The following is a 20,610-nucleotide window of genomic DNA, read 5'->3' as shown; positions in this document are numbered from 1 at the left end:
GACTCCTATTTACAGCGCTTAGCGATCATGCTAGCGCTAAACTGGCAATTGACCTTATATTCTCAGAAGGTTAAAACCTCCTGCTCTAAAATAACGCTGTCATTTCGCGTCCAGCACCCTACAACCTGATGATGCCATCCTATGGAGATTCAATGTCTGACCCTATTGCGACGCTTCTGGAAAATAATCGTGCCTGGGCGGAGCGCATGTGCAAAGAGGATCCCGAGTATTTCAAGCGCCTCTCCAATCAACAGAATCCTGATTATTTATGGATTGGATGTTCTGATAGCCGGGTTCCTGCCAACCAGATTATTTCACTACCGCCGGGTGAGGTATTTGTCCACCGCAACGTAGCTAACCTGCTCCACCATACTGATATGAATGCGCTTTCTGTGGTGCAGTATGCCGTTGATGTACTAAAAGTCAGCCATGTGATGATTGTGGGCCATTACGGTTGTGGGGGTATTAAGGCAGCAGTCACAGGCGGTGAGTGTGGTGTGGTGGATTACTGGCTTCACTCTGTTAGAGAGCAGTACAATCGTCACCGTGATGCGCTTGAGCATCTGCCTATGGAAGAGCAAATCGATCGCATGTGTGAGCTGAACGTTAAAGCTCAAGTGAATAGCCTTTGCCGCACTAAGATACTTCAGCGAGCATGGCAGCGCGGTCAGAGTATCTCAGTGCATGGCTGGGTCTATGGATTGAGCGATGGCCGGGTTAAAGATTTAAAATGCACTATCAATGGCCTTAGCCAAGTAGAAACGCTCTATCGCATTGATCGTCTTCAATCTGAGGACTGACACTAAACACTCACCATCCCGTGTTAACCCGGCGTTTGATCGTATTAATGTGTAAACCCATCAATACGATCAAACGTTATTTATACCGATAGGCACGGTGGCAGCTACGGCAGCTCAGGCTCAATTCTGAAAAAGCGCGTGTAGCGGCACGGTAATCTTCCTGCTCAGCGGCCTCGACCAAAACTGACACCTTCTGCTCTAGGTCCTGAAAGCCAGCAATAAAATCGTCCCACTCCTCCCATATTTCTGGGCGCGCGTCAGAGCCGCGCCCACCAGTACCCTCTATAAATGCAGGCAGAAAATATTCCGGGGTTGCATGCTGCTGTAATTCAGCTAAGCGTGGCGCCGCACCTCGTGCATCGCGATTATTAACCAAATCAAACCGGAGCTGTCGCAGTAGACGCTCCAAATCTTTTAGCTCATTTTGACGCCACGTAACGGCTTCTCGTTCGCTAGTAAAGGGGGAGCTCTCTAGCGTTGGCGGTACGTGGGAAGCCTCCTCTTCGTCCGCTGCATAAGCGAGAGCAGAGGACATGACCACTGCCGCAATCAAGCCGCTTAGTCGAGTGTAACGGGCTAAACATGGCATTATGGATTGACTCCTACTCATCCGATGGGGCAAGTGACACCGGTACCTTTCAAACCACAGTAGCCGCCTGGATTCTTGTCCAAGTACTGCTGATGATATGATTCAGCGTAATAAAAAGTATCCAGCGGTTTGATTTCAGTGGTAATAGCCCCTTTGCCGGAGCGATTAAGTGCTTGCTGATAAGCGGCAGCGCTGTGTTTAGCAGCGTCGAGTTGTGCATCGGTGGTAGTAAGAATAGCTGAGCGGTATTGGCTGCCAATATCGTTACCTTGCCGGTTACCTTGGGTAGGATCATGCTGCTCCCAAAAGATTTGCAGCAAGGTTTCAAGTGTGACTTGGTTTGGGTTGTAGATGACTCGGACAACTTCAGTATGCCCTGTGCGACCGGTGCAGGTTTCTTGGTACGTTGGGTTAGGCGTTGAGCCTCCCGCGTACCCCGCCGCTGTGACATAAACGCCTGGCTGCTGCCAAAATAGACGCTCGACTCCCCAAAAGCACCCCATGCCTAGGACGATTTCTTCATGCCCTTCCGGAAAAGGGGGATGAAGGGAGTGGCCATTAATAGTATGTGCTTGACTGGTTTCGATTGCTGTATCGCGACCAGGCAGTACCGTTGTCGTGTCAGAAAATAGTGCCATCGTGTCTTTTCTCAATCCCGTGGGTAAATGTAGGGGTCGCCGGATCGGGTAAACGTATAGATCAAGTCCACCGCTTGGTTGGCTCCAGAAACCGCTTGCACATATAAATTACGCCAAAGCGTATAGCGAAGTGTTAATTCGGCGATGGGTGAGAAAATACCCACGCCATAGCTAATACGAATATCATCGGTTAGCTGACCGCTGACAGCTACTTGGCTCTCGTCACCAGCACCGGTGGTGTCTAGTGTTAAGTCATCGATACCAAACGCTTGGCCAATAGAGCCAACGGCGCCCCCTGTACGACCCAAAGACATACCAATAAGTGCCGTGGTTAAAGCGCTATCTATTCCTCCACCAGAGGCATCAGGGGCGCGTCCACGCAAGAGATAAGAGAGAGCGCGCGTTTCATCCATGGCCGGTTCTGAGAAGATAGATACGTTGGGCTCTTCAGCATTGCCCGTCACCCGCAGGCCGGCTATAACGTCATCTTCTGTCACTTCAGGATTACGAACAGCTTCAAAATCCAGCACGGGTAATCCGGGAGGGCCACTAAAGAGTAGCTGCCCACGGCGTATTAGCAGGTCTTGGCCGAAGGCTTGAAAACGTCCGTCCACTAAATTCACATCCCCGAACAGCTGCAACGCGCCGCTATCCTGACGGATTTCTAATGTACCGCCTAAACCAGATTCAAGCCCATAGGCTGAAAACAGCATGTCGTGGCCCAGCGTCAGCGTAATAAGGATGTCGAGGGCCATACCGGTTTGGGCTAGCTCCTCAGCGGCGCTCGGCTCTCCATTGTCGGCTCGCTGCTGAGCTAAGCGCTCGGCTTCACGATCATCGCGTTCGGTGATGATAACTTCATCAGCGCTGGGTGAAATCGCTGAAGGAGACCTTTCGCCGATCTCCAGGCGTGCCCAGGGGATATCCACATTGCCGCGTACTTGCAGCAATTCAGGTGTTACTCTGATCCGGATATCAGGTGCCGCCTCTAAACGCCCGAATTGCGGTAGCGCGACGAGCAAGGGCTCTTGGGTGGCGCTTAAATCGACCCCAATTCGCCAGTTGTCGCCGGTGGGCCAGTAAGCGTCACCCGTAATATTGAGTCGGCCGCGCTCGGCGGCTAAGAAGCCATCGATACTCCCCTGTTCGCCATCAAAGGCAACGACTAATGCACCGTCTTGAATATCAACGGGTATCTCAGACCCGTGGACACGAATACGGCGCAAGGCCATCTCCCCCTGTAAATCTGGCTGCTGGGTAGTGCCGCTAATTTGCACACTGCCGTTCAAGTTGCCCTCTAAGCGATCCATGCCCACTAACAGAGGGCGATAAGGTTCGAGCGAGATATTGTTCGCACGGAGTTCACCTGCAAGTGCTCCCTCACCCACTGGATCATTAACGGAAAGGTTGAGTGAAAGCTCGCCCGCTTCTGAAAGTGATAGCGTTATATCAGCGTCTGCCCTTGCCTGGTTAGCGTCTATCTGCGCATTGACGCTAATGACAGGCAGTTGGACTGGCTGGCCGTAATCATTAACAGCCGTGATAGCTAATTCACTGAGAAGTTGCACATCGGCTTGCCACTGGGCTCCCCCTTGGCGCCAAGAGGCCGTCACATCGGCGGTGGTATCGCCCTCAAAACGCCACTCTTCGGGTAAGAAGGGCTCCAGCATTTCCATGGGTACTTCGCGCACGGTGAGAACAGCACGCCCCTGCTCAGCCGAGCCATCAATCGCCTCTTCGGAACATACGAGCCCACCCTGCTCTCTACGCAGGCAGAATGGCGAAACCCGCAGCTGTCCGCTAACAAGGTTGTAACCTAGGTCGAGCGGCGCTTCCAGGCGAATGTCTCCTCCGTCGGAGTCGATTTCCAGTGGCGTCAATTGACCCTGATACTGCTGGGTCTGCTGGTCAAATCGACCGTTAATACCAAGCTGTGCTCGGCTAAGCGCACTGCTGGGTTCGCCTTGAGCGTTTATTGTCAGCGTATGCTGGGATAAACGGCCACTCAACGCTAGCGCCACCCCGGATAGCGACTGGCCTCCCGCATTGATCTGTTGCAGATCTAGCTCAATATCAAGACTTGGATCATCGATGCCTGTGACATCTGCGGCAAGTGACAGCTGCTCTATCCGGTTCTCGGCAAAGCGCAAACGTTGTCCAGACAGCTGAGCGACCAGAGATGGCTGAGAAAAGCTGCCGCTCGCCTGTATGCTACCGGTTAGTGTGCCGGCCAAGTCAGGGTGCAGGGTTTGTAGCTGACGCAGGGCGATATTAGCGTCTAACGACATCGATTCTTGGCTGACTTGACCTTGGGCGGTCAGTTGGTTTTCTCCTTGGGTAAATAGTAGCTCTTGAATATTAACGTCAAGATCACTATTCGCCTCCAAGGCTGCCTGTAACGTGAGTGGATACTCTTGCAGCTCTCCGTCAATGGCAAGCTCAGGAATGTTTACTTCCCATAAGTCGTCGACTTGGCGCACGTTTAGGGCAATGTCACCCGTCAAATTGCCATTAAGTTGATCCACAAAATGCGAAGGATCAAACTGCTCTAAGCGGATGCGTGAATCAACCTGCAGCGGCGCTTCCCAGTTTACTTGCCCTTCGCTGTGGAGCAGGCTCTCATCAATGCGCAGCGTGAGTGGCTCCCAACGAAACGACGTAAGGTTCCCATCACCGGTAATATTTACCTGAGTAGAGGGTACTTGTGGCCCTTCAGCGTTAAACGCAAGTGAAAGTTGATACGCCTCTAAGCTACCCGTGATAGCAAGGTCGAATGCATCGACTGAATAGACCTCTTGCTCGCTATCACTGGCTTCAGTGAGTGGCCACTGCAAGCGCTCACTTTGCAGGCGAGCTTCAAAGGGAACCGTTGGCGACAAAGCGTCAACGTGGGCTGTTAGGTTTGCATTCACCTGCCCGCTTGCTGCTAAATCAACGTAAAGCTCGGCAAGGTTACCCGATAGCTCAAGTACCAGTTCTTCTCCCTCAAGCTCTGGGAAGCGTTCGGGTAGGAAAAGCTCTGCGGTTAACCGTGCTTCTAGCGGATAGTCCCCTTCTAATGAAGACTGGGCGGCCAGCGATGCATACGCATCGGGAGTTAGCACGTCTAGCTGATTAATCGTTATCTGATTGCCTTGAGTTTCAGCTTTCAGCGTTAGGCGTTCAACACGGTAGTCAAACGCACCTTCCAGATGAAAGTCAGTCACCGTTAAGGCTTCAAGGCGAAGGTCTATGGGTAGGGTAATTTCTGGCAGTGCTAACCGCTCATCGGATGGTGCGGTACTTGGTTGAGCAACAGCAGTATCGTTAGTCATTGGACGCGCAGCAGCGACAGCCCCATCAATACCCTCGGCCATCAGCGGCGTATCGATGCCTTGAGTCAGCTGAACGCCAGGCGACGGGGGGAGATACAGGGTTGGCCCCACAAGCTCAGTGGCTGCAACGCGCACGTCACTCTGTTCTGCGATCACCGAGGTCGTAAACGCATCCCAGGTAACGCGAGTTCCGTCGGCTAACTGGATTTGAACATCAGTGATTTCAATAGCACGCAATTCAATAGGGAATGGCAGCTGTATGGGGGATTGCTCGCTAGCATCCTGCGCCTCTTCTTCTGAGGCGCCTGCTCCACTCCCCAGCCGGATATCGGCACCTTTAATGCGTAGCAGATCCAGGCAAAGGCGTCCCGAAAGAACACAGTCATCTGCCCAGGCAAGTTCGAAGCTGTCAATTTGGACATGTGTATCACCGATATCAAGCTGGAATCCCTGGAGCGTAAAGCGATCCAGAAGCGCGCCATCCTGCTGCTCAAACGTAAAATAACCGCGCTGCTCACCTTGTGAAAATAGCTGCTCAGTGCCCCAAGGTGAAAGCGCCACGCCCAGTAGCAGCGCGACGAGGCCCATCAACCAAAGAGGTAACACGATTAATAAGCGTATAAAACTCCACACCGCTAACCAAAGGCGCCGCTTAGGTGAGAGCATCTGGCGGCGTACAGAAGCCGCTGTTTCAACCTTAGACAAACTGCTCTCCTAGAATTCAGGGCCAATGGAAAAATGCACACGCCAGTCATCTTCACTATCGAAAGGGTGCGCGACATCAAAACGAATAGGGCCTACGGGAGAAATCCAGCGTACCCCCACCCCTGCACCGGTTTTGAGATCTTCTGGCCCCCAGTTGTCGAAGGCATCACCACTATCCACAAACGTGGCGCCCCACCAATCTCCCGTCACTCGTCGCTGGTACTCAACCGTTGAGGTGAGTAACTGCTGCCCGCCACGTAAACGCCCCTCTTCATTTTTGGGCGATAAACTTTCAAACGAGTAACCCCGTACGCTGCGGTCACCCCCAGCAAAGAAACGCAGAGAAGGTGGCAATTTATCAAAGTCATCGGTTTCTATGGCACCAATGCTCAACCTTGCGGAGAACCGGTTGTCATTGCCAATCGTGCGGATCCACTCCGTATCCCCTGTTACGCGAGCAAATTGGGCGTCAGACCCCCAAGCCGGGTCAGAGTACTCGATGGAAAGCTGCTGGCGGTCACCCCATAGTGGAAAACGCTGTGGCCGTGTTCGCGTTCGAGACCATTGGATCCCCGGATAAAATAACCAAGCGTCATCGGACACCCCGCCTTGGGTAAAATCTTCAAACGTGGTTCTAAAATAAAGCGTTTGCACCCAGCGATTCTCAAATTCCCACCGGCGAGCGACTTCAACCGTACCTTCCAGCGACTGTGTGTCGCCATCGTCTCGGTTGCGCACACCATATTGAAGGCGGTAGTTATCGCGGATAGGGTCTTCCAACGGAATGTTATAGACACCGGTAAAACGCTGTTCAGGTGCGGAAATATACACGTCATGATTGAGGCTATGCCCAAAGCGATTGATCCAAGGTTGTTGCCAGCCAAAGCGTAATCGAGGCCCGACATCTGTCGCGAAGCCAATACCCACCTCAAACTGATGGCGATCAGCGGGTTCAACGCTGACATCAATGGGTAGGCGTGTATCGTCTTCATCGCGGCGGTTAAGGCTCAAGGCGCTGGCCAGTGCCGCACTGGAGAGGCGGGGTCGCTGGGGCTGAGAAGCGGTCGCTTCGTTCCACCAAGGAGCACCGCCAGCAAAGGGCGCGATAGTAAGCTCTTGAGCGGTTTCTAACCGGGGACGTACGCTGACGGAACTAAACCACCCTGTCTCTGCTAGACGCTGGTTATAGCGGGCTAAGGATTCCGCTAGATAGGGGGCGCCGGTTTCAAATGTCTGCATCTGACGCAGACGCTCAGGCTCAATGTGACTGCCGACAATAGACGTCTCACCAAATCGATAACGAGGCCCGCTATTAAAGTCCATGTAGAGGCGAGCGCTTTCAAGGTAAGGCCTGACTTCCATCTTGCGATCAGCAAACGCCCAATCAAAGTAACCTCGCTCAATGGCGAGGCCTGACAGTTGGTTACGCAGTCGATCCCAGGGTGCATGCTGTAGTGCATCACCCTCACGTAAAGGAAAATTGTTGAGGGCGTTTTGAAAAGGGGGATCGCTCTGCGCATCGCCTGCAATATTGATCGATAACACCTCAATCCTAACCTGAGGTCCTGGCTCTATTTGAACTGACACCGGCGTTTGATTCAGATCCACCGTAATCTCAGGTTCGTAATAACCAAACACACGCATGGCTTCACGCGCCCGTTGCCTAATTTCTCCTTCCAGGCGAACGTCGGTGTAGAGCTCTTCATCAATGCTTTGTAGATAAGCATCAATATTGTTCTCAACTGGGCTACTGACACCACTAATTGCAGCGTTTAATGCCCATGAAGTGGGACTCAACGTCAAGAAAGGCAGTGCCATTAAGCAGGCTGATTTTTTGGCTACCAGCCATCGCCGTTGTTTTCCCATACGGTTTATCCCTAACTAAATCAGCAATTCGATAGATATTTTCTACCGGAGCATTTCCATCTGCGCACTAAAGGCTAATTGTGCTTGGCGTACCTGCCGAATGTCGCTTTCTAACGTATTGATTTTTTGTGCCCACTGCTGTTCTAACGCATCCAGTGATGCTTGACTCGCCGCCGATGACTCAGTCGTATTCAGTGTTTCGACGGTTGAAGAAAGCGTACTTAATCGCTGATCTACAGCTTCACGCCAGCGGGTAAATTCCGTCTCTAATTCATCACTTTCGGCTGCCAGCTGGCGTTCAAGCACTGCTAAGCGCTGAGCTGTATCCTGTTCAAGGTGAGAAACCTCCTCAAGCAGATTCTGCCGCCCTGATGTACCCGACTGTTCCAGTGCCTCTAAGGAGCTGCGAATAGCCGCCAACTGCCCATCACGAAGGCTGGCTTGTTCACGAAGTTGTTCGAGAGACTGTGAGAGCGAGCTTACCGCATCATTTGAAACAAGCTCTTCATTGGCCGTTAACAAACCATAAAGCTCTTGACGAGTATTGGTGACGGCCATAGCCAGCTGTTCCTGCTCTTGAAAGAGTGTTGCCATCTGAGCCTGTACAAAGGTTATCGCATCTTGGGCATCTGTGTCATCCGAGTCCAGCCTGGCGTGTATGTTTGATACTTCCCCGCTAACGCGGTGAAGGTCGTTTAATAAACGCTCGCGCTCGTACCAGAGACCCACTGCCGCAGCACCCAGTGCCATAACGATGGCTGTCATCACTAACCACAGAGGCCATAGCCTTGGCCCCTTGCGGTAACGCAAGTGTTGCGCGGTCAGACTTTGATCCACATCGGGAACAATGCGCTGGGACGAAGTGCTATTAGGCATGATTATTCCTCGAAAGTCGTCGGGTCGGCACGGCGCCCGATCCCTCTGTAGCGTAGGCCGCAGCTTGCTACAAAGGCCGGGTCGTAGATGTTGCGCCCATCGAGCACTAACTTAGCACTTAGTAACGAGGCTAAACGATGCCAGTCAGGGTTCCAATAGGATTTCCACTCTGTGACCAGCATCAGTGCATCGGCGCCCTCACACGCTGCGTAGGGGTCTTCCTCAAACGTGATCAGATCGTCACGCTTACCTACGGCGGCGTGTAAGGCTGGAATCGCCGCTGGATCATGCAGTCTCACCTTAACACCCTGCGCCCATAGCGCTTCCAGTAGCGTTAATACCGGTGCATGGTCAATACGTGCGGTGCCAGGCTTAAAAGCAGCCCCCCAAATGGCGATAGTTCTTCCCGCTAAGTCACCTTCAAAGACAGACCATAGCTTTCTAAACAAGGTCTCTTTTTTCTGCTCGTTGATATCCATGACTTGCTCAAGCAGCGCCGAATATCTGCCGCTGGCTGATTGGACATAGGCTAAACGCATTAAATCACGAGAGAAATTAGGCCCACCGAAACCGCAGCCTGGGTATAAATACTCAAACCCGATGCGGGTATCCGCCCCCATCCCTTGGCGAACATGCTCTACATCAACGCCGAGGGTATCGGCGAGGCCTGCAATTTCATTCATATAGCTTATGCGTGTTGCTAACATTCCATTGATGGCAAGTTTGGTCAGCTCAGCTGCTCTGCAGGGCATCCGCTGGAACACCTCGCTGCGCCTATTAAAGGCACGTAAGAGTTCGCGGGTTATCTGTTCACCCCTCGCGTCATCGCAGCCTAACAACCACCGCAAAGGGCGGGTAAACGATGTCCACGCTCGGCCCTCTTCAAGCGTGTCTGGCAGCGCAACACTACTATGCTGTGCGCCCATGACCGCATGAAGACGCTCAGTTTCACCTACCGGGAACGTAGAGTTATTGATCAGCACTGCACCGCTGTGAGACGCAAAAATAGGGTGTTGGAGTAACGTATTAGCTGACTGACGCTGTCCGGGGGATAATGCTAGCCATACCACATCGGGTGTACTGGCTTGTTCAAGCGTTTCGATAATTCGCAACGTACCGTTGGCGAAGGCTTGAGTAATATGCGTCATAAGCTCTGGTTCACGACGTAGCCAGTCTTCACCAGAAAGTGCAGACCATTGGGCATCTTCGTGCAGCAGCCAGTCTACGTGATGACCCACCCAGGCTAGTGCAGCAGCAGCCGTCGCGGCACTTAATTCACTACCGTGGAGTAATACGCGCATCGTTTACACTCCACGACAAGATAATGTTCGGAAAAATAGGCCGTTATACATTATGCAAAGTTCCTTTTCATGCGTTCCACCCAAGGAGTGTTTAGAATGACATAATACTGAACGATGAGCCGGATGCCACCTTGCACGTGATCCCCCGTCAGGCGAAGGCAATAACATCCCAGCACAAGTAGATAGACAAACCCCCTTCAGGTTAAGGAGTGCAAAATATGCAAGCGTCACCTCAGGATAGCACTGCTAATCGCTATCAAGGCAACGTCGATGCAGCGGAAGTGGCTAAATTTGAAGCGCTCGCCAGTCGCTGGTGGGACCCACAAAGTGAATTCAAACCACTGCACGAGATTAATCCCTTACGACTTGACTTTATTGACGCCCGTGCAGGGCTGGCTGGCAAACGGGTACTGGATGTTGGCTGTGGTGGCGGCATATTAAGCGAGTCTATGGCGCACCGGGGTGCCAAGGTGACGGGTATTGATCTAGGTGAGGCGCCCTTGGGGGTTGCCCGCTTACATGCAGAAGAGAGCGGCGTTGAGATTGACTATCGAAACGTCAGTGTTGAAGCATTGGCAGATCAACAGGCAGGCGACTTCGACATTGTTACCTGCATGGAGATGCTAGAGCACGTTCCTGACCCAGCCTCCGTCATTCAAGCGTGCAGCCGTCTAGTACGTCCAGGCGGCTATGTATTTTTCTCAACCTTAAACCGAACCCCCAAATCTTATGCGTTTGCCATATTAGGCGCCGAGTACGTGTTGAGGCTATTACCCCGCGGTACCCATGACTACGCTAAATTTATCCGCCCTTCTGAAATGGCTGCTTGGTCTCGGTCATCCGGGTTGGAAATACGGGAGCAAACGGGGCTTACCTATAACCCCTTAACACGGCGTTATCGCTTGGTTGCCCATGATGTATCGGTCAACTACATGATGTACTGCCGCAAGGTGAGCCAATAGATGCCAACGACATTTTCGAGAGCAGTTTCAAAAACAGCGCCAGAGGCGATACTTTTTGACTTAGATGGCACGTTAGTGGATACCGCGCCAGATTTAGCGCAAGCGACCAATGCCTTAAGGCAACATCACGGCTTGGCGCCGCTGGCGTTCGAGAAAATCCGGGGGCAAGTGTCTAACGGGGGCAGTGCTCTGGTCACATTGGCGATTGGCCTTGAAAGTGGGACTCAGGCACATAATGCCGCCCGGCAATATTTATTAGACGCCTATGAACAAGCAGTAGCAGTTCATAGCCAGGTATTTAAACCGTTAGATCAGTGGCTCACTCGCTGGCATGCAGAATCGCGGTTATGGGGTATTGTTACCAATAAACCGCGACGCTACACCCTACCTCTGCTTGAGGCCTTAGCCTTAAAGCCAGGTGCACTACTTTGTGCAGATGACCTGAGTGTTAAGAAGCCCTCGCCTGAGCCACTGTGGGAAGCTGCACAGCGCCTTGGCGTTACTCCACAGGCGTGCTGGTATGTTGGTGATCACGTACGTGATATAGATGCAGCTAAAGCAGCAGGGATGACGGCCGTCGCCGTTGGCTACGGCTATATTAGTGAAGAAGATAATTACCAGCAGTGGCCCGCCGATATCTGGTTTGAAACCTGTGAAGATTTAGTCGATGCTCTAAACGCATTTCACCGCATTGCTCAACATTAAATAAGCAATAAACGTTTAGAGCACCTTGCAAGTCTTGCTTTTTTGACTGAGCTTTTAAACGCGGGGTGGCTGGGCATCAAGTTTTTGGCCGCTAACGCCCGTGCTGTCTGGTCCCATTAACCATAGGTATGTTGGCATAATATCTTCAGGCGTACGCAGCGTCGCAGGATCTTCTCCTGGAAAGGCGGTGCGTCGCATTTGTGTACGTGTGGCACCAGGGTTGAGTGTATTAACGCGAATATTCGACTGGTTTTCCAGCTCATCTGCCAACACTTCCGCAAAGCCTTCAGTGGCAAACTTGGAAACTGAATAGGCCCCCCAATAAGCTCTTCCTTTGCGGCCGACGCTTGATGATGTAAAGATAATTGATGCATCTTTGGATTGCTGAAGCAGTGGCAATAATGCCTGTGTCATCCAAATCGGCCCGTTTATGTTTACCTGCATTACCTGTTCCCAGAGCTCGGGATTATACTGCTCAAAAGGCGTAATGCGTCCTAGCAACCCGGCGTTATGGAGTAACCCATCTAAGCGCCCAAACTCTTTATCCAGCGTCTCAGCCATATCATGAAAGTCTTTGAGAGATGCGCCCTCAAAGTTCAGCGGAAAAATGGCCGGCTGCGGGCCACCTGCCGCTTCAATTTCATCATAAACGCTTTCGAGTTTTGCGATGGTACGCCCTAATAGCACAACCGTTGCCCCATGGCGGGCATAGCTTAGCGCCGCAGCGCGGCCAATACCGTCACCCGCACCGGTTACCAACACGACGCGGTTTTCTAACAGGTTGGCCGTTGGTTGATAGTCGATTTTGCAGCTCATGAGGTTTCCTTGAAGCGAAAAAATAGTTCAGGCCTATCCAGCAGACTGACGGAGAAAATCATTCGCGAGACCGGCAGCACTACTTTGCGGATAGTCATCGCGTACTTGCTCCAGCAGTTCTCTGCTGCGCTCAGCCTCACCCTGGCGTGCTTTTACAAGCCCAAGTTTGTAAAGTGCATCGGGCACTTTGCTGCTACTGCTGTACTGCTCTATTACACGGCTAAAGGCTTCATCCGCTGAACTTAGTTCGCCTTCAGCAGCATAAAGTTCACCCAGCCAATAGTGGCCATTGGCGGTCAAACTACTGTCGGGATGGTCAGCCACAAATGCTTCAAAAGCAGCAATAGCGTCGCTAAAGCGTCTTGCTTGCACATGGGCAAAGGCCGCTTGGTAATCCGCCTGCGCTTCTTCACTAACGTTGCGTACAGAGGGGGCGTTTACTACCTGCTCTGCCGCCTCGGGCTCGACCTGTGGAGTGGATTGCTCGATTTGACTGGGGCCACTGCTCATTAAGCGGTCTTCAATGTCGAGATACTGCTGCTGCGACTGGCGACGCAGTTGCTCCAGCTGGTGGCGAAGCTCTTCAATCTGCCCGCGCAACTGCTGAATTTCCTGCTGGTGTTCTTGCACCTGATTAAAAAGTACCAGGTTTCCAGCCGAGGCTTCTTGTCGTTGGGTTTGCTGATAAAAACTACTGGAAGAGCCCGATGAAAGGTCTTGAACAAGCGGCTGCTGAGCCACAGCAGCCAGGGGCAATACGGACAGCGGGAGCACTATGGCTCCCGCACCGCACAGCCTCTCAAAATAGCGTTTGAGACTGTGGTTCATGATGACTCCGTTACGCTATTGGCGTGTCATTAGCACGCCAATGCCATCAATAATTAAAGACAACGCGGCGATTTTGTGAGTACGCGCTCTCAGTTTGTCCGCTTGCGGCTGGGCGCTCTTCACCGTAGCTAACTACGCTCATTTGTGAAGAGGATACCCCTTGGATGTTCAGGAAACGCTGTACAGCTCCTGCGCGACGCTCACCCAGTGCCATGTTGTATTCACGCGTACCACGTTCATCAGTATGGCCATGAAGTACAACTTGCGCATTGGGATTAGCGCGCAGGTAACGAGCGTGCGCCATCACCACTGATTCGTATTCACCCTTGATAGTATCGCGGTCAAAATCGAAGTAAATGGTGCGTACTTCAGGGATACGTGAGTCGGCTTGCTGACCAGCACCTGCACCAGCGCCTGATGTGGAGCCGTATTGGCCACCCGTGCCAACACCCGAAGTGGATCCCATGCTGCTGCCATCTTGGCTGCCGTAGGAGTCACCATCTTGGGTTCCGCCGGTGCTGGAACAGCCAGCGATAACTACGATAGATAACGCCACTGCCAATGAGCGAGCCAACGGTTTAAGTTGCATAATCAGACTCCTTGCCTGAAAACAGAAAACAAATGCAGTTCAATTTTAATTTAAGAAAGGTGACCACGCGGGATCGCGGACATCACCCTGTGCTGCGGGTAATCTAAATGACGAACGACCATCGGCCGATACAGCACTCAGCACCCCATTGTTACCCTGTTGGGTAGCGAAGATTACCATGGTCCCGTTCGGAGCAACACTAGGCGATTCATCTCTTGTTGATTCACTTAGCACAACTAAGCGACCACCATCGAGTTCCTGACGTGCTACTTGGTATCCACGGCTTGAGCGGTGAATTAAAAATATCTGTTCACCGTCTGGCGAGTAACGTGCACGAGCATTGTAATTGCCCGTAAACGTCACGCGATTTGTTTCACCGCTACCTAATACGTGGCGATAAATTTGCGGCCCACCGCTGCGGTCAGAGGTGAAAATAAGGCTGCGGCCATCAGGTGACCAAGCAGGCTCGGTATCAATACTGTTGCTCTGCGTAATGCGTTCAATAGAGCGATTAGCCACATCTAAGATATAAATTTCCGGCTGACCGTCTTTGGAAAGCGACATGGCAAGACGGCGACCATCGGGCGACCATGTCGGCGCGCCATTAATGCCTTCAAACGAGGTAGCTTGCACCCGCTGTCCGGTCGCTACGTCTTGAATATAAATAGCAGGACGCTCGGTCTCAAAAGAGACATAGGCAAGCTTTCTACCATCTGGTGACCATGAAGGTGACATGATCGGCTGATCTGAGGTGAGCACTTGCTGGCTATTACGACCATCCGCATCAGCGACATACAGTCCGAACTGCATATTGTCGCCTAGCCCTTGAGCGGTTACATAAGCAATGCGCGTCGAGAAAGCGCCTCGGATATCGGTAATGGCCTCGAAAATCTGGTCGCTAATGTAGTGCGCTGCGCCACGTAGGTCATTGGCATCGGCAGTGACTGTCTCGCCCATTATGCGGCGTTGACCACTAATATCCATTAAGTCGAATTGCAGTTGATAGCCGCTGCCCGTTTGCTGTGCGCGCCCTACCACCAAGTAACGTACATCCAGCGAGCGCCATGTGCCGAATGCTACCTCGCTTGCCTGACTTGGGCGGTCAAACATAGCGTTACGTTCTAGTGGCGAGAAATAGCCACTTCTCTCTAAGTTGTCATGAATAATTTGCGCAATGTCTTCTGGCATATTGTCGCCGCCAGCAAAAGGTACGACTCCAATGGGGAGCGCTTGATCACTTCCACGCGTTATTTCAATGGTAAGGTTTGCCTGCACGGCACTGCTGACAAAAAGCAATACGCAAAACAGCCACACTTTGCTAAAGGTTTGCATCAGCGAACATCCCCCGGGGTAAATCGCAGATTAAATTGGCGTAAATTACGCTGCTGATCGGCGGGTAAGTCTCGTAACTCGCCGAAAGGTGCAGCTTGTTCAACGGCCTGCATCGCAGACCGGTCAAACGTGCTATCGCCACTTGAGGTAACGATAGAGGTTGCCAGCAGTTCACCTGATGGCCCTAGCCTTACTTGAATCGTAGCACTCATCGCATTACTTGCACCTGGCGGAATGATCCAAGCCTGTTCCACCGCGCGGCGGACAATATTAATGAAACTATTAGCCGCCTGCTGTGCCTGCTGTGCATTGGCTGCGGCTTCCGCTTCACCCGCTAGCTGACGCTGCATAGCCGCTTCAGCGGCTTCCGCCGCACGACGCTCTTCGGCTTCACGCTCACGCCGCGCCTCCTCTTCTCTGGCGCGTTGAGCTTCGGCTTCCCGTTGTCGTTGAGCTTCAGCCTCTTCCCGCTCACGCTGAGCTTCTGCTTCGCGCTGGCGCTGGGCTTCGGCTTCTTCCCGCTCGCGCTGCTCTTCTGCCTCGCGTTGGCGTTGAGCTTCTGCCTCTTCCCGCTCGCGCTGCTCTTCTGCTTCGCGCTGGCGCTGGGCTTCGGCTTCTTCTCGCTCACGCTGCTCTTCTGCTTCACGCTGGCGCTGGGCTTCAGCCTCTTCACGAGCACGCTGCTCTTCTGCTTCACGCTGGCGCTGCGCCTCCTCACGTGCTTCTGACTCAATTGCCTGTTCTTCTGCTAAGCGCTGGGCTTCCTCAGCACGCCTTTGCGCCGCTTCTTCAGCTTGGGCTTGGGCTTCTTCTAGAGCACGCTGCTCTTCGGCTTGCCGGGCCTCACGCTGAGCTGCTTCTTCAGCTGCTTGCTGCTGAGCAGCCTCTTGCGAGGGTTCACCCAAAGGCTCTGGGTCCGGCTCCGGCGTTGGTTCAGCTTCATTAGCTTCCGCTGCCCTGCTCAGGGCTGCTTGTTGCTCAGTAATCTGCTGCGCCTGATCCGTAAATGTTTCGGTGCTGACAAGCGTCGCCTGCACAATCGAAGAAGAGTCGGGCTCTGACGTCGAGGTTGGCAAACTAATCAAGCTAAACACGACCACTATCAAATGCACCGCAATGGCCAAAATAGCCGGAAGCGTGTAGCCAACGTCTTGAGGGTCTCGATGAGTTTCGGCAGCCATCGGTGCGTTACCTTTACCCATCTTGTGGCGGCTCGGAAAGCAGCCCCACATTAGCGACGCCAGAGCGTTGCAGCGTACTCATGAGCAGAACAATCTGACCATAAGGAACGTTGCGATCACCACGCACCATCACAGGTGTGCCTGGACGACGCTGTAGAATCGCCATAATACGCTCAGACATCTGATCAAGAGAAACGACCGATGTGTCCTCTCCAAGGGTAATAAAATAGTTACCCTCGCGGTCGACGGAGATGATAATGGGATCGCTATCCTCTTGAGTTTCGATGGGTTCTGAGGTGACTTGCGGCAAATCGACGTCTACCCCCTGTGTAAGCAATGGCGTAGTGATCATGAAGATCACCAGCAGCACCAACATCACGTCGATAAAAGGGACGACGTTAATCTCCCCCATCGGCTTGCTTTTGCCGCTACGGTTGAATGGACCTTGCATGGCAGACTCCCTTAACTGGCGTTAGGCTTGCCGTCACGGCCTTGCAAATTACGGTGCAAGATAGCGTGAAACTCTTCGGCAAAGTCTTCATATTTACCCAGTAAGCGAGCTGCATCATTGGATAGGCGATTGTAAAAAATCACCGCTGGAATGGCAGCAAAAAGCCCCATGGCTGTAGCAATCAACGCCTCTGCAATCCAGGGTGCCACCGTTGCTAATGTGGCTTGCTGCGTCATGGAAAGCGCCTGGAAAGAGCCCATAATGCCCCACACGGTGCCAAACAGACCAATATAAGGGCTAGCTGAAGCGACGGTGGCCAAGAAAACCAGATGTTGTGTTAAGCGGTCCTCTTCGCGGGACCATGCAACGCGCATGCTACGCTGAACCCCTTCTAATACGGAGTCGGCATTACGTGTCTTAGGCAAAAGTCGGTTGAACTCGCGAAACCCTGCTTGGAAGACATGCTCAGCTCCATGGCGAGGGTCGTCGGCTGGAATTTCTCGGTAAAGCTCGTTCAAATCGACGCCCGACCAAAAAGCCTCTTCAAACTGGTTGTACTCTTGCTTTGCTTTACGCAGTGCAATGCTCCGCTGGAAAATCACCACCCAAGAGAGAATCGAGCCCACTACAAGTAGCAGCATTACCAGCTGAACAACCGTGCTGGCACTCATTATTAAGTGGGGAATGGACATGGTGTTATCGTTCACAGTTGCCCTCATCAATCAATTTGCGTCGGCATTTCCGACGGCGGTGATATTCGTGGTGATATCCACCAGGCGTTCTAAAACTTAGCGCTCATGAGCCACACAATAAATTAGGACGTCAGGCCTCATTTATCATGCTAAGCGTGTCTGGCCATTTCTTAGGCTTCAACGTCTTAGCACTCAAGCAGGCTATCTCGACTGTGGCAGCGCATAAGAGTTCCTCATTGCGCCTAACTTGCTGTTCAAATGTCATACGGCATCGCCCAACGCTGACTACCGAGGCGCTTACCATCAGTGGGTCATCTAAGCGAGCTGGTTTGGCATAGTGACAGGCCAAGCGGTATACCACTAGCTGTGTTCCTTCGTCTAGCAGCATTTGCTGATTTATTCCTAATTCTCTCAGCCAGTCACTGCGCGCACGTTCCATAAACTTCAGGTAGTTAACGTAGTAGACAATCCCGCCAGCGTCAGTATCTTCCATGTAAACGCGTATTGGCATGGTGAAACCAAGACTCATGGCCGCCGCTCTCCTACTACGTTTGCCGAGTGCTCATGAGGCACCCTATCAAAATGCAGCCACGCTTGGCGGGTTACCATGCGCCCTCTTGGCGTTCGCATCATCAAGCCTTGCTGAATAAGATAAGGCTCAATAACGTCTTCAATCGTATCGCGCTCTTCACCTATCGCTGCGGACAGTGAATCAACTCCCACTGGACCACCATCAAATTTGTCGATCATTGCCAGTAACAAGCGACGATCCATGTGATCAAGCCCATGGTGATCGACATTAAGCATGTTCAGCGCGGCATCCGCTAAGTTAGCGTCCACGACTCCATTACCTTTAATGTCTGCGTAATCACGCACACGCCGAAGCAGGCGATTGGCGATACGTGGCGTGCCCCGAGACCGGCGGGCAATTTCCACAGCGCCTTCCTGGCTGGTTTCGACGCGAAGAAGGCGTGCCGAGCGAGAGACAATCTCAGTGAGCTCTTCTAAGTTATAAAACTCAAGGCGCTGCACAATACCAAAACGGTCACGTAGTGGTGACGTTAACAGGCCCGCGCGCGTCGTTGCACCCACCAGCGTAAAAGGCGGCAGGTCGAGCTTGATAGACCGAGCAGCGGGCCCTTCACCAATCATGATGTCGAGCTGAAAATCTTCCATGGCCGGATAAAGCACTTCCTCTACAACCGGCGATAATCGATGAATCTCATCGATGAATAGAACATCGCCCGGCTCAAGGTTAGTAAGCATGGCGGCTAAATCACCCGCACGCTCCAATACCGGCCCAGAAGTTGATTTAAGCCCCACCCCCATTTCTGTGGCAATGATATTGGCAAGCGTTGTTTTACCTAAGCCTGGAGGGCCAAAGACCAGTGTGTGATCCAGGCTTTCTTCACGAAGCCTTGCCGCGCCAATAAATATCTCTAACTGCTCTCGCACCCGCGGCTGGCCAATGTACTCTTTAAGCCGCTTGGGGCGAATCGCGTGGTCAATTCGCACTTCTCCTTGTTCGGGCTCAGCAGCGATTAACCGGTCGTGTTCTAACATAGAGGCTCTTTTTTTAATGGCTTACTTAACTGCACGCAGTGGTATTACCGGTGATGAGCTAGGACGTTTATCCGTTCATACGGTTTGTTAGTGCCGCTTTTATCAGCGCTTCCGTGGATTGGTTAGGATTAATATCCGCCAACATTTTAGTCGCCTCGGTCAGCTTATAGCCAAGGCTAACCAGTGCCGCTTCTGCGTCTGCAAAGCTATCACGAGGGGCAGGACGTCCACTTGTCGCTTCCAACGCTAGAGGTGCATGATGGCCATTTTCCCATTCGGGGAAGCGGTCGCGCATTTCGATAATCAAACGCTCGGCGGTTTTTTTCCCCACCCCAGGGAGTTTGGTCAGCGCTTTGCTATCGTCGTCCCTAATGCACTGCATAAAGGCATCTTCGTCCATCCCGGAAAGGATAGCTAACGCTAGTTTAGGGCCAACGCCATTAACTTTGATCAGGGCGCGAAACAGCGCGCGCTCATGCTCTCGAGCAAAGCCGTAAAGAAGATGGGCATCATCTCGAATAGTGAGATGGGTATAAAGTGAAACGCTCTCCCCAAGAGGAGGCAGAGCTATTAGGGTATTCATTGAGGTCTCTAGCTCGTAGCCCACACCGTGAACGTCAATCACAATCCACGGGGGATGTTTGTCCAGTAGAGAACCGCTCAAACGACCAATCATAAGGTTACTCGCAACATTCAAAAACAGCTGTTCACTATAAAGCCACTCTGTACAGATGACCAGTAGTGGTTAGAGCCGCCAGCGCCCTGATGAACGGCGACTACGCCCTCGTGGCGAGCTTGTCGTGCTCGGCCCACTCCCTGCATAGGCATGGGTGAGCGCAATGGCTAACGCATCCGCTGCGTCGGCTTGTGGCGCTGCGGAGAGTTTAAGTATGGCGGTTACCATGTGCTGCACTTGGCTTTTATCTGCCCCACCTTGCCCGGTAACCGCCTGTTTAATGTGTCTTGCAGCGTACTCACCAATACTTAAGCCGTGATTGGCGATGCATACCAGCGCCGCTCCTCGGGCTTGCCCTAGCTTAAGCGCTGAATCGGCATTTTTGGCCATAAAAACACGCTCAACGGCCACGGCGTTAGGACGATGCACTCCAATAACCTCAGCGATGCCTGCATAGATCTGCGCCAAACGCTGTTCTAAGGCCCCTTCTGCGGTGCGAATACAACCGCTCGCGACGTAGTGCGGCGTAACGCCCACTAGGTCTATCACCCCATAGCCGGTAATACGTGAACCAGGATCAATACCTAAAATCCTAATAGTGGTGGCTGGCTCGATTCCCTTCATTTTACGTGCTCAACGCTGCTGGCAATAAAAAATCACTCTTAAAAGCGGTGCGAACAAAAACACCGACGCAGAACGTCGGTGTTGGATAACGCTTAGCATAAC

General features: G+C 52.5%; 20 protein-coding genes. 3 read left to right on the top strand and 17 right to left on the bottom strand.

Annotated features, from left to right (window positions below):
* The first annotated feature begins 152 nt into the window (after positions 1 to 152).
* Entirely contained in the window at positions 153 to 800 is a 648-nt protein-coding gene (gene can / locus LOS15_RS06020) for a carbonate dehydratase (protein ID WP_263068809.1), read from the top strand.
* A 76-nt stretch (positions 801 to 876) separates the two neighbouring features.
* On the opposite strand, the gene LOS15_RS06015 is transcribed toward can, so the two are convergent.
* The 6 genes from LOS15_RS06015 to LOS15_RS05990 are packed head-to-tail and all read right to left on the bottom strand — an operon-like array spanning position 877 to position 10,089.
* Positions 877 to 1,389: a c-type cytochrome gene (locus LOS15_RS06015; protein ID WP_263068808.1), complete on the bottom strand. Its 513-nt coding sequence runs from the start codon at positions 1,387 to 1,389 to the stop codon at positions 877 to 879.
* Between the two features lie 17 nt (positions 1,390 to 1,406).
* Positions 1,407 to 2,027, bottom strand: coding sequence for a peptide-methionine (S)-S-oxide reductase MsrA (gene msrA, locus LOS15_RS06010; protein WP_263068807.1), 621 nt, complete (start codon positions 2,025 to 2,027; stop codon positions 1,407 to 1,409).
* 11 nt (positions 2,028 to 2,038) lie between these two features.
* A complete protein-coding gene (locus LOS15_RS06005; RefSeq protein ID WP_263069647.1) occupies positions 2,039 to 6,007 on the bottom strand; it encodes a translocation/assembly module TamB domain-containing protein in 3,969 nt (1,322 codons plus the stop codon).
* A 48-nt stretch (positions 6,008 to 6,055) separates the two neighbouring features.
* Complete coding sequence (locus LOS15_RS06000; protein WP_263068806.1) at positions 6,056 to 7,912, bottom strand: autotransporter assembly complex protein TamA; 1,857 nt, start codon at positions 7,910 to 7,912, stop codon at positions 6,056 to 6,058.
* 42 nt (positions 7,913 to 7,954) lie between these two features.
* Positions 7,955 to 8,788, bottom strand: a complete 834-nt coding sequence (locus LOS15_RS05995) for a hypothetical protein (protein WP_263068805.1) — start codon at positions 8,786 to 8,788, stop codon at positions 7,955 to 7,957.
* Between the two features lie 2 nt (positions 8,789 to 8,790).
* Positions 8,791 to 10,089, bottom strand: a complete 1,299-nt coding sequence (locus LOS15_RS05990) for a nucleotide sugar dehydrogenase (protein ID WP_263068804.1) — start codon at positions 10,087 to 10,089, stop codon at positions 8,791 to 8,793.
* A 218-nt stretch (positions 10,090 to 10,307) separates the two neighbouring features.
* Here LOS15_RS05990 and ubiG point away from each other — a divergent pair, with 218 nt between their 5' ends.
* Both ubiG and LOS15_RS05980 read left to right on the top strand, forming a co-directional pair.
* A complete protein-coding gene (gene ubiG, locus LOS15_RS05985; RefSeq protein ID WP_263068803.1) occupies positions 10,308 to 11,051 on the top strand; it encodes a bifunctional 2-polyprenyl-6-hydroxyphenol methylase/3-demethylubiquinol 3-O-methyltransferase UbiG in 744 nt (247 codons plus the stop codon).
* Positions 11,052 to 11,756 carry an HAD-IA family hydrolase gene (locus LOS15_RS05980; RefSeq protein WP_263068802.1) on the top strand — a complete coding sequence of 235 codons (705 nt, stop codon included), beginning with the start codon at positions 11,052 to 11,054 and terminating at the stop codon, positions 11,754 to 11,756.
* Between the two features lie 54 nt (positions 11,757 to 11,810).
* Here LOS15_RS05980 and LOS15_RS05975 read toward each other — a convergent pair whose 3' ends face one another.
* The 11 genes from LOS15_RS05975 to ruvC form a co-directional block, all read right to left on the bottom strand.
* The gene (locus tag LOS15_RS05975) at positions 11,811 to 12,572 is read right to left on the bottom strand and encodes a YciK family oxidoreductase (RefSeq protein ID WP_263068800.1); all 762 of its coding nucleotides are present in this window, start codon (positions 12,570 to 12,572) and stop codon (positions 11,811 to 11,813) included.
* 33 nt (positions 12,573 to 12,605) lie between these two features.
* Positions 12,606 to 13,400 carry a tol-pal system protein YbgF gene (gene ybgF, locus LOS15_RS05970; RefSeq protein ID WP_263068799.1) on the bottom strand — a complete coding sequence of 265 codons (795 nt, stop codon included), beginning with the start codon at positions 13,398 to 13,400 and terminating at the stop codon, positions 12,606 to 12,608.
* A 46-nt stretch (positions 13,401 to 13,446) separates the two neighbouring features.
* The gene (pal, locus tag LOS15_RS05965) at positions 13,447 to 13,989 is read right to left on the bottom strand and encodes a peptidoglycan-associated lipoprotein Pal (protein WP_263068798.1); all 543 of its coding nucleotides are present in this window, start codon (positions 13,987 to 13,989) and stop codon (positions 13,447 to 13,449) included.
* A 45-nt stretch (positions 13,990 to 14,034) separates the two neighbouring features.
* Positions 14,035 to 15,321, bottom strand: coding sequence for a Tol-Pal system beta propeller repeat protein TolB (gene tolB / locus LOS15_RS05960; RefSeq protein WP_263068797.1), 1,287 nt, complete (start codon positions 15,319 to 15,321; stop codon positions 14,035 to 14,037).
* Positions 15,321 to 16,502 (bottom strand): cell envelope integrity protein TolA, encoded by a 1,182-nt coding sequence (tolA, locus tag LOS15_RS05955; protein WP_263068796.1) that lies wholly within the window; start codon positions 16,500 to 16,502, stop codon positions 15,321 to 15,323. The genes tolB and tolA overlap by 1 nt, the downstream gene beginning before the upstream one ends.
* Before the next feature lie 13 nt (positions 16,503 to 16,515).
* The gene (gene tolR / locus LOS15_RS05950; protein WP_263068795.1) at positions 16,516 to 16,953 is read right to left on the bottom strand and encodes a protein TolR; all 438 of its coding nucleotides are present in this window, start codon (positions 16,951 to 16,953) and stop codon (positions 16,516 to 16,518) included.
* Positions 16,954 to 16,964: 11 nt separating this feature from the next.
* A complete protein-coding gene (gene tolQ / locus LOS15_RS05945; protein WP_263068793.1) occupies positions 16,965 to 17,660 on the bottom strand; it encodes a protein TolQ in 696 nt (231 codons plus the stop codon).
* 115 nt (positions 17,661 to 17,775) lie between these two features.
* Positions 17,776 to 18,174 carry a tol-pal system-associated acyl-CoA thioesterase gene (gene ybgC / locus LOS15_RS05940; RefSeq protein WP_263068792.1) on the bottom strand — a complete coding sequence of 133 codons (399 nt, stop codon included), beginning with the start codon at positions 18,172 to 18,174 and terminating at the stop codon, positions 17,776 to 17,778.
* Entirely contained in the window at positions 18,171 to 19,208 is a 1,038-nt protein-coding gene (gene ruvB, locus LOS15_RS05935; protein ID WP_263068791.1) for a Holliday junction branch migration DNA helicase RuvB, read from the bottom strand. The genes ybgC and ruvB overlap by 4 nt, the downstream gene beginning before the upstream one ends.
* Before the next feature lie 67 nt (positions 19,209 to 19,275).
* A complete protein-coding gene (gene ruvA, locus LOS15_RS05930; RefSeq protein ID WP_263068790.1) occupies positions 19,276 to 19,884 on the bottom strand; it encodes a Holliday junction branch migration protein RuvA in 609 nt (202 codons plus the stop codon).
* 69 nt (positions 19,885 to 19,953) lie between these two features.
* On the bottom strand, positions 19,954 to 20,508 hold the full coding sequence (gene ruvC / locus LOS15_RS05925) for a crossover junction endodeoxyribonuclease RuvC (RefSeq protein ID WP_263068789.1): 555 nt from the start codon (positions 20,506 to 20,508) through the stop codon (positions 19,954 to 19,956).
* Positions 20,509 to 20,610 lie beyond the last annotated feature (102 nt).

The organism is Halomonas sp. 7T (assembly GCF_025643255.1).
GTDB lineage: Bacteria > Pseudomonadota > Gammaproteobacteria > Pseudomonadales > Halomonadaceae > Vreelandella.
Note: the sequence above shows the minus strand (reverse complement) of the source record. Positions and strands in the feature narration are given on the sequence as shown.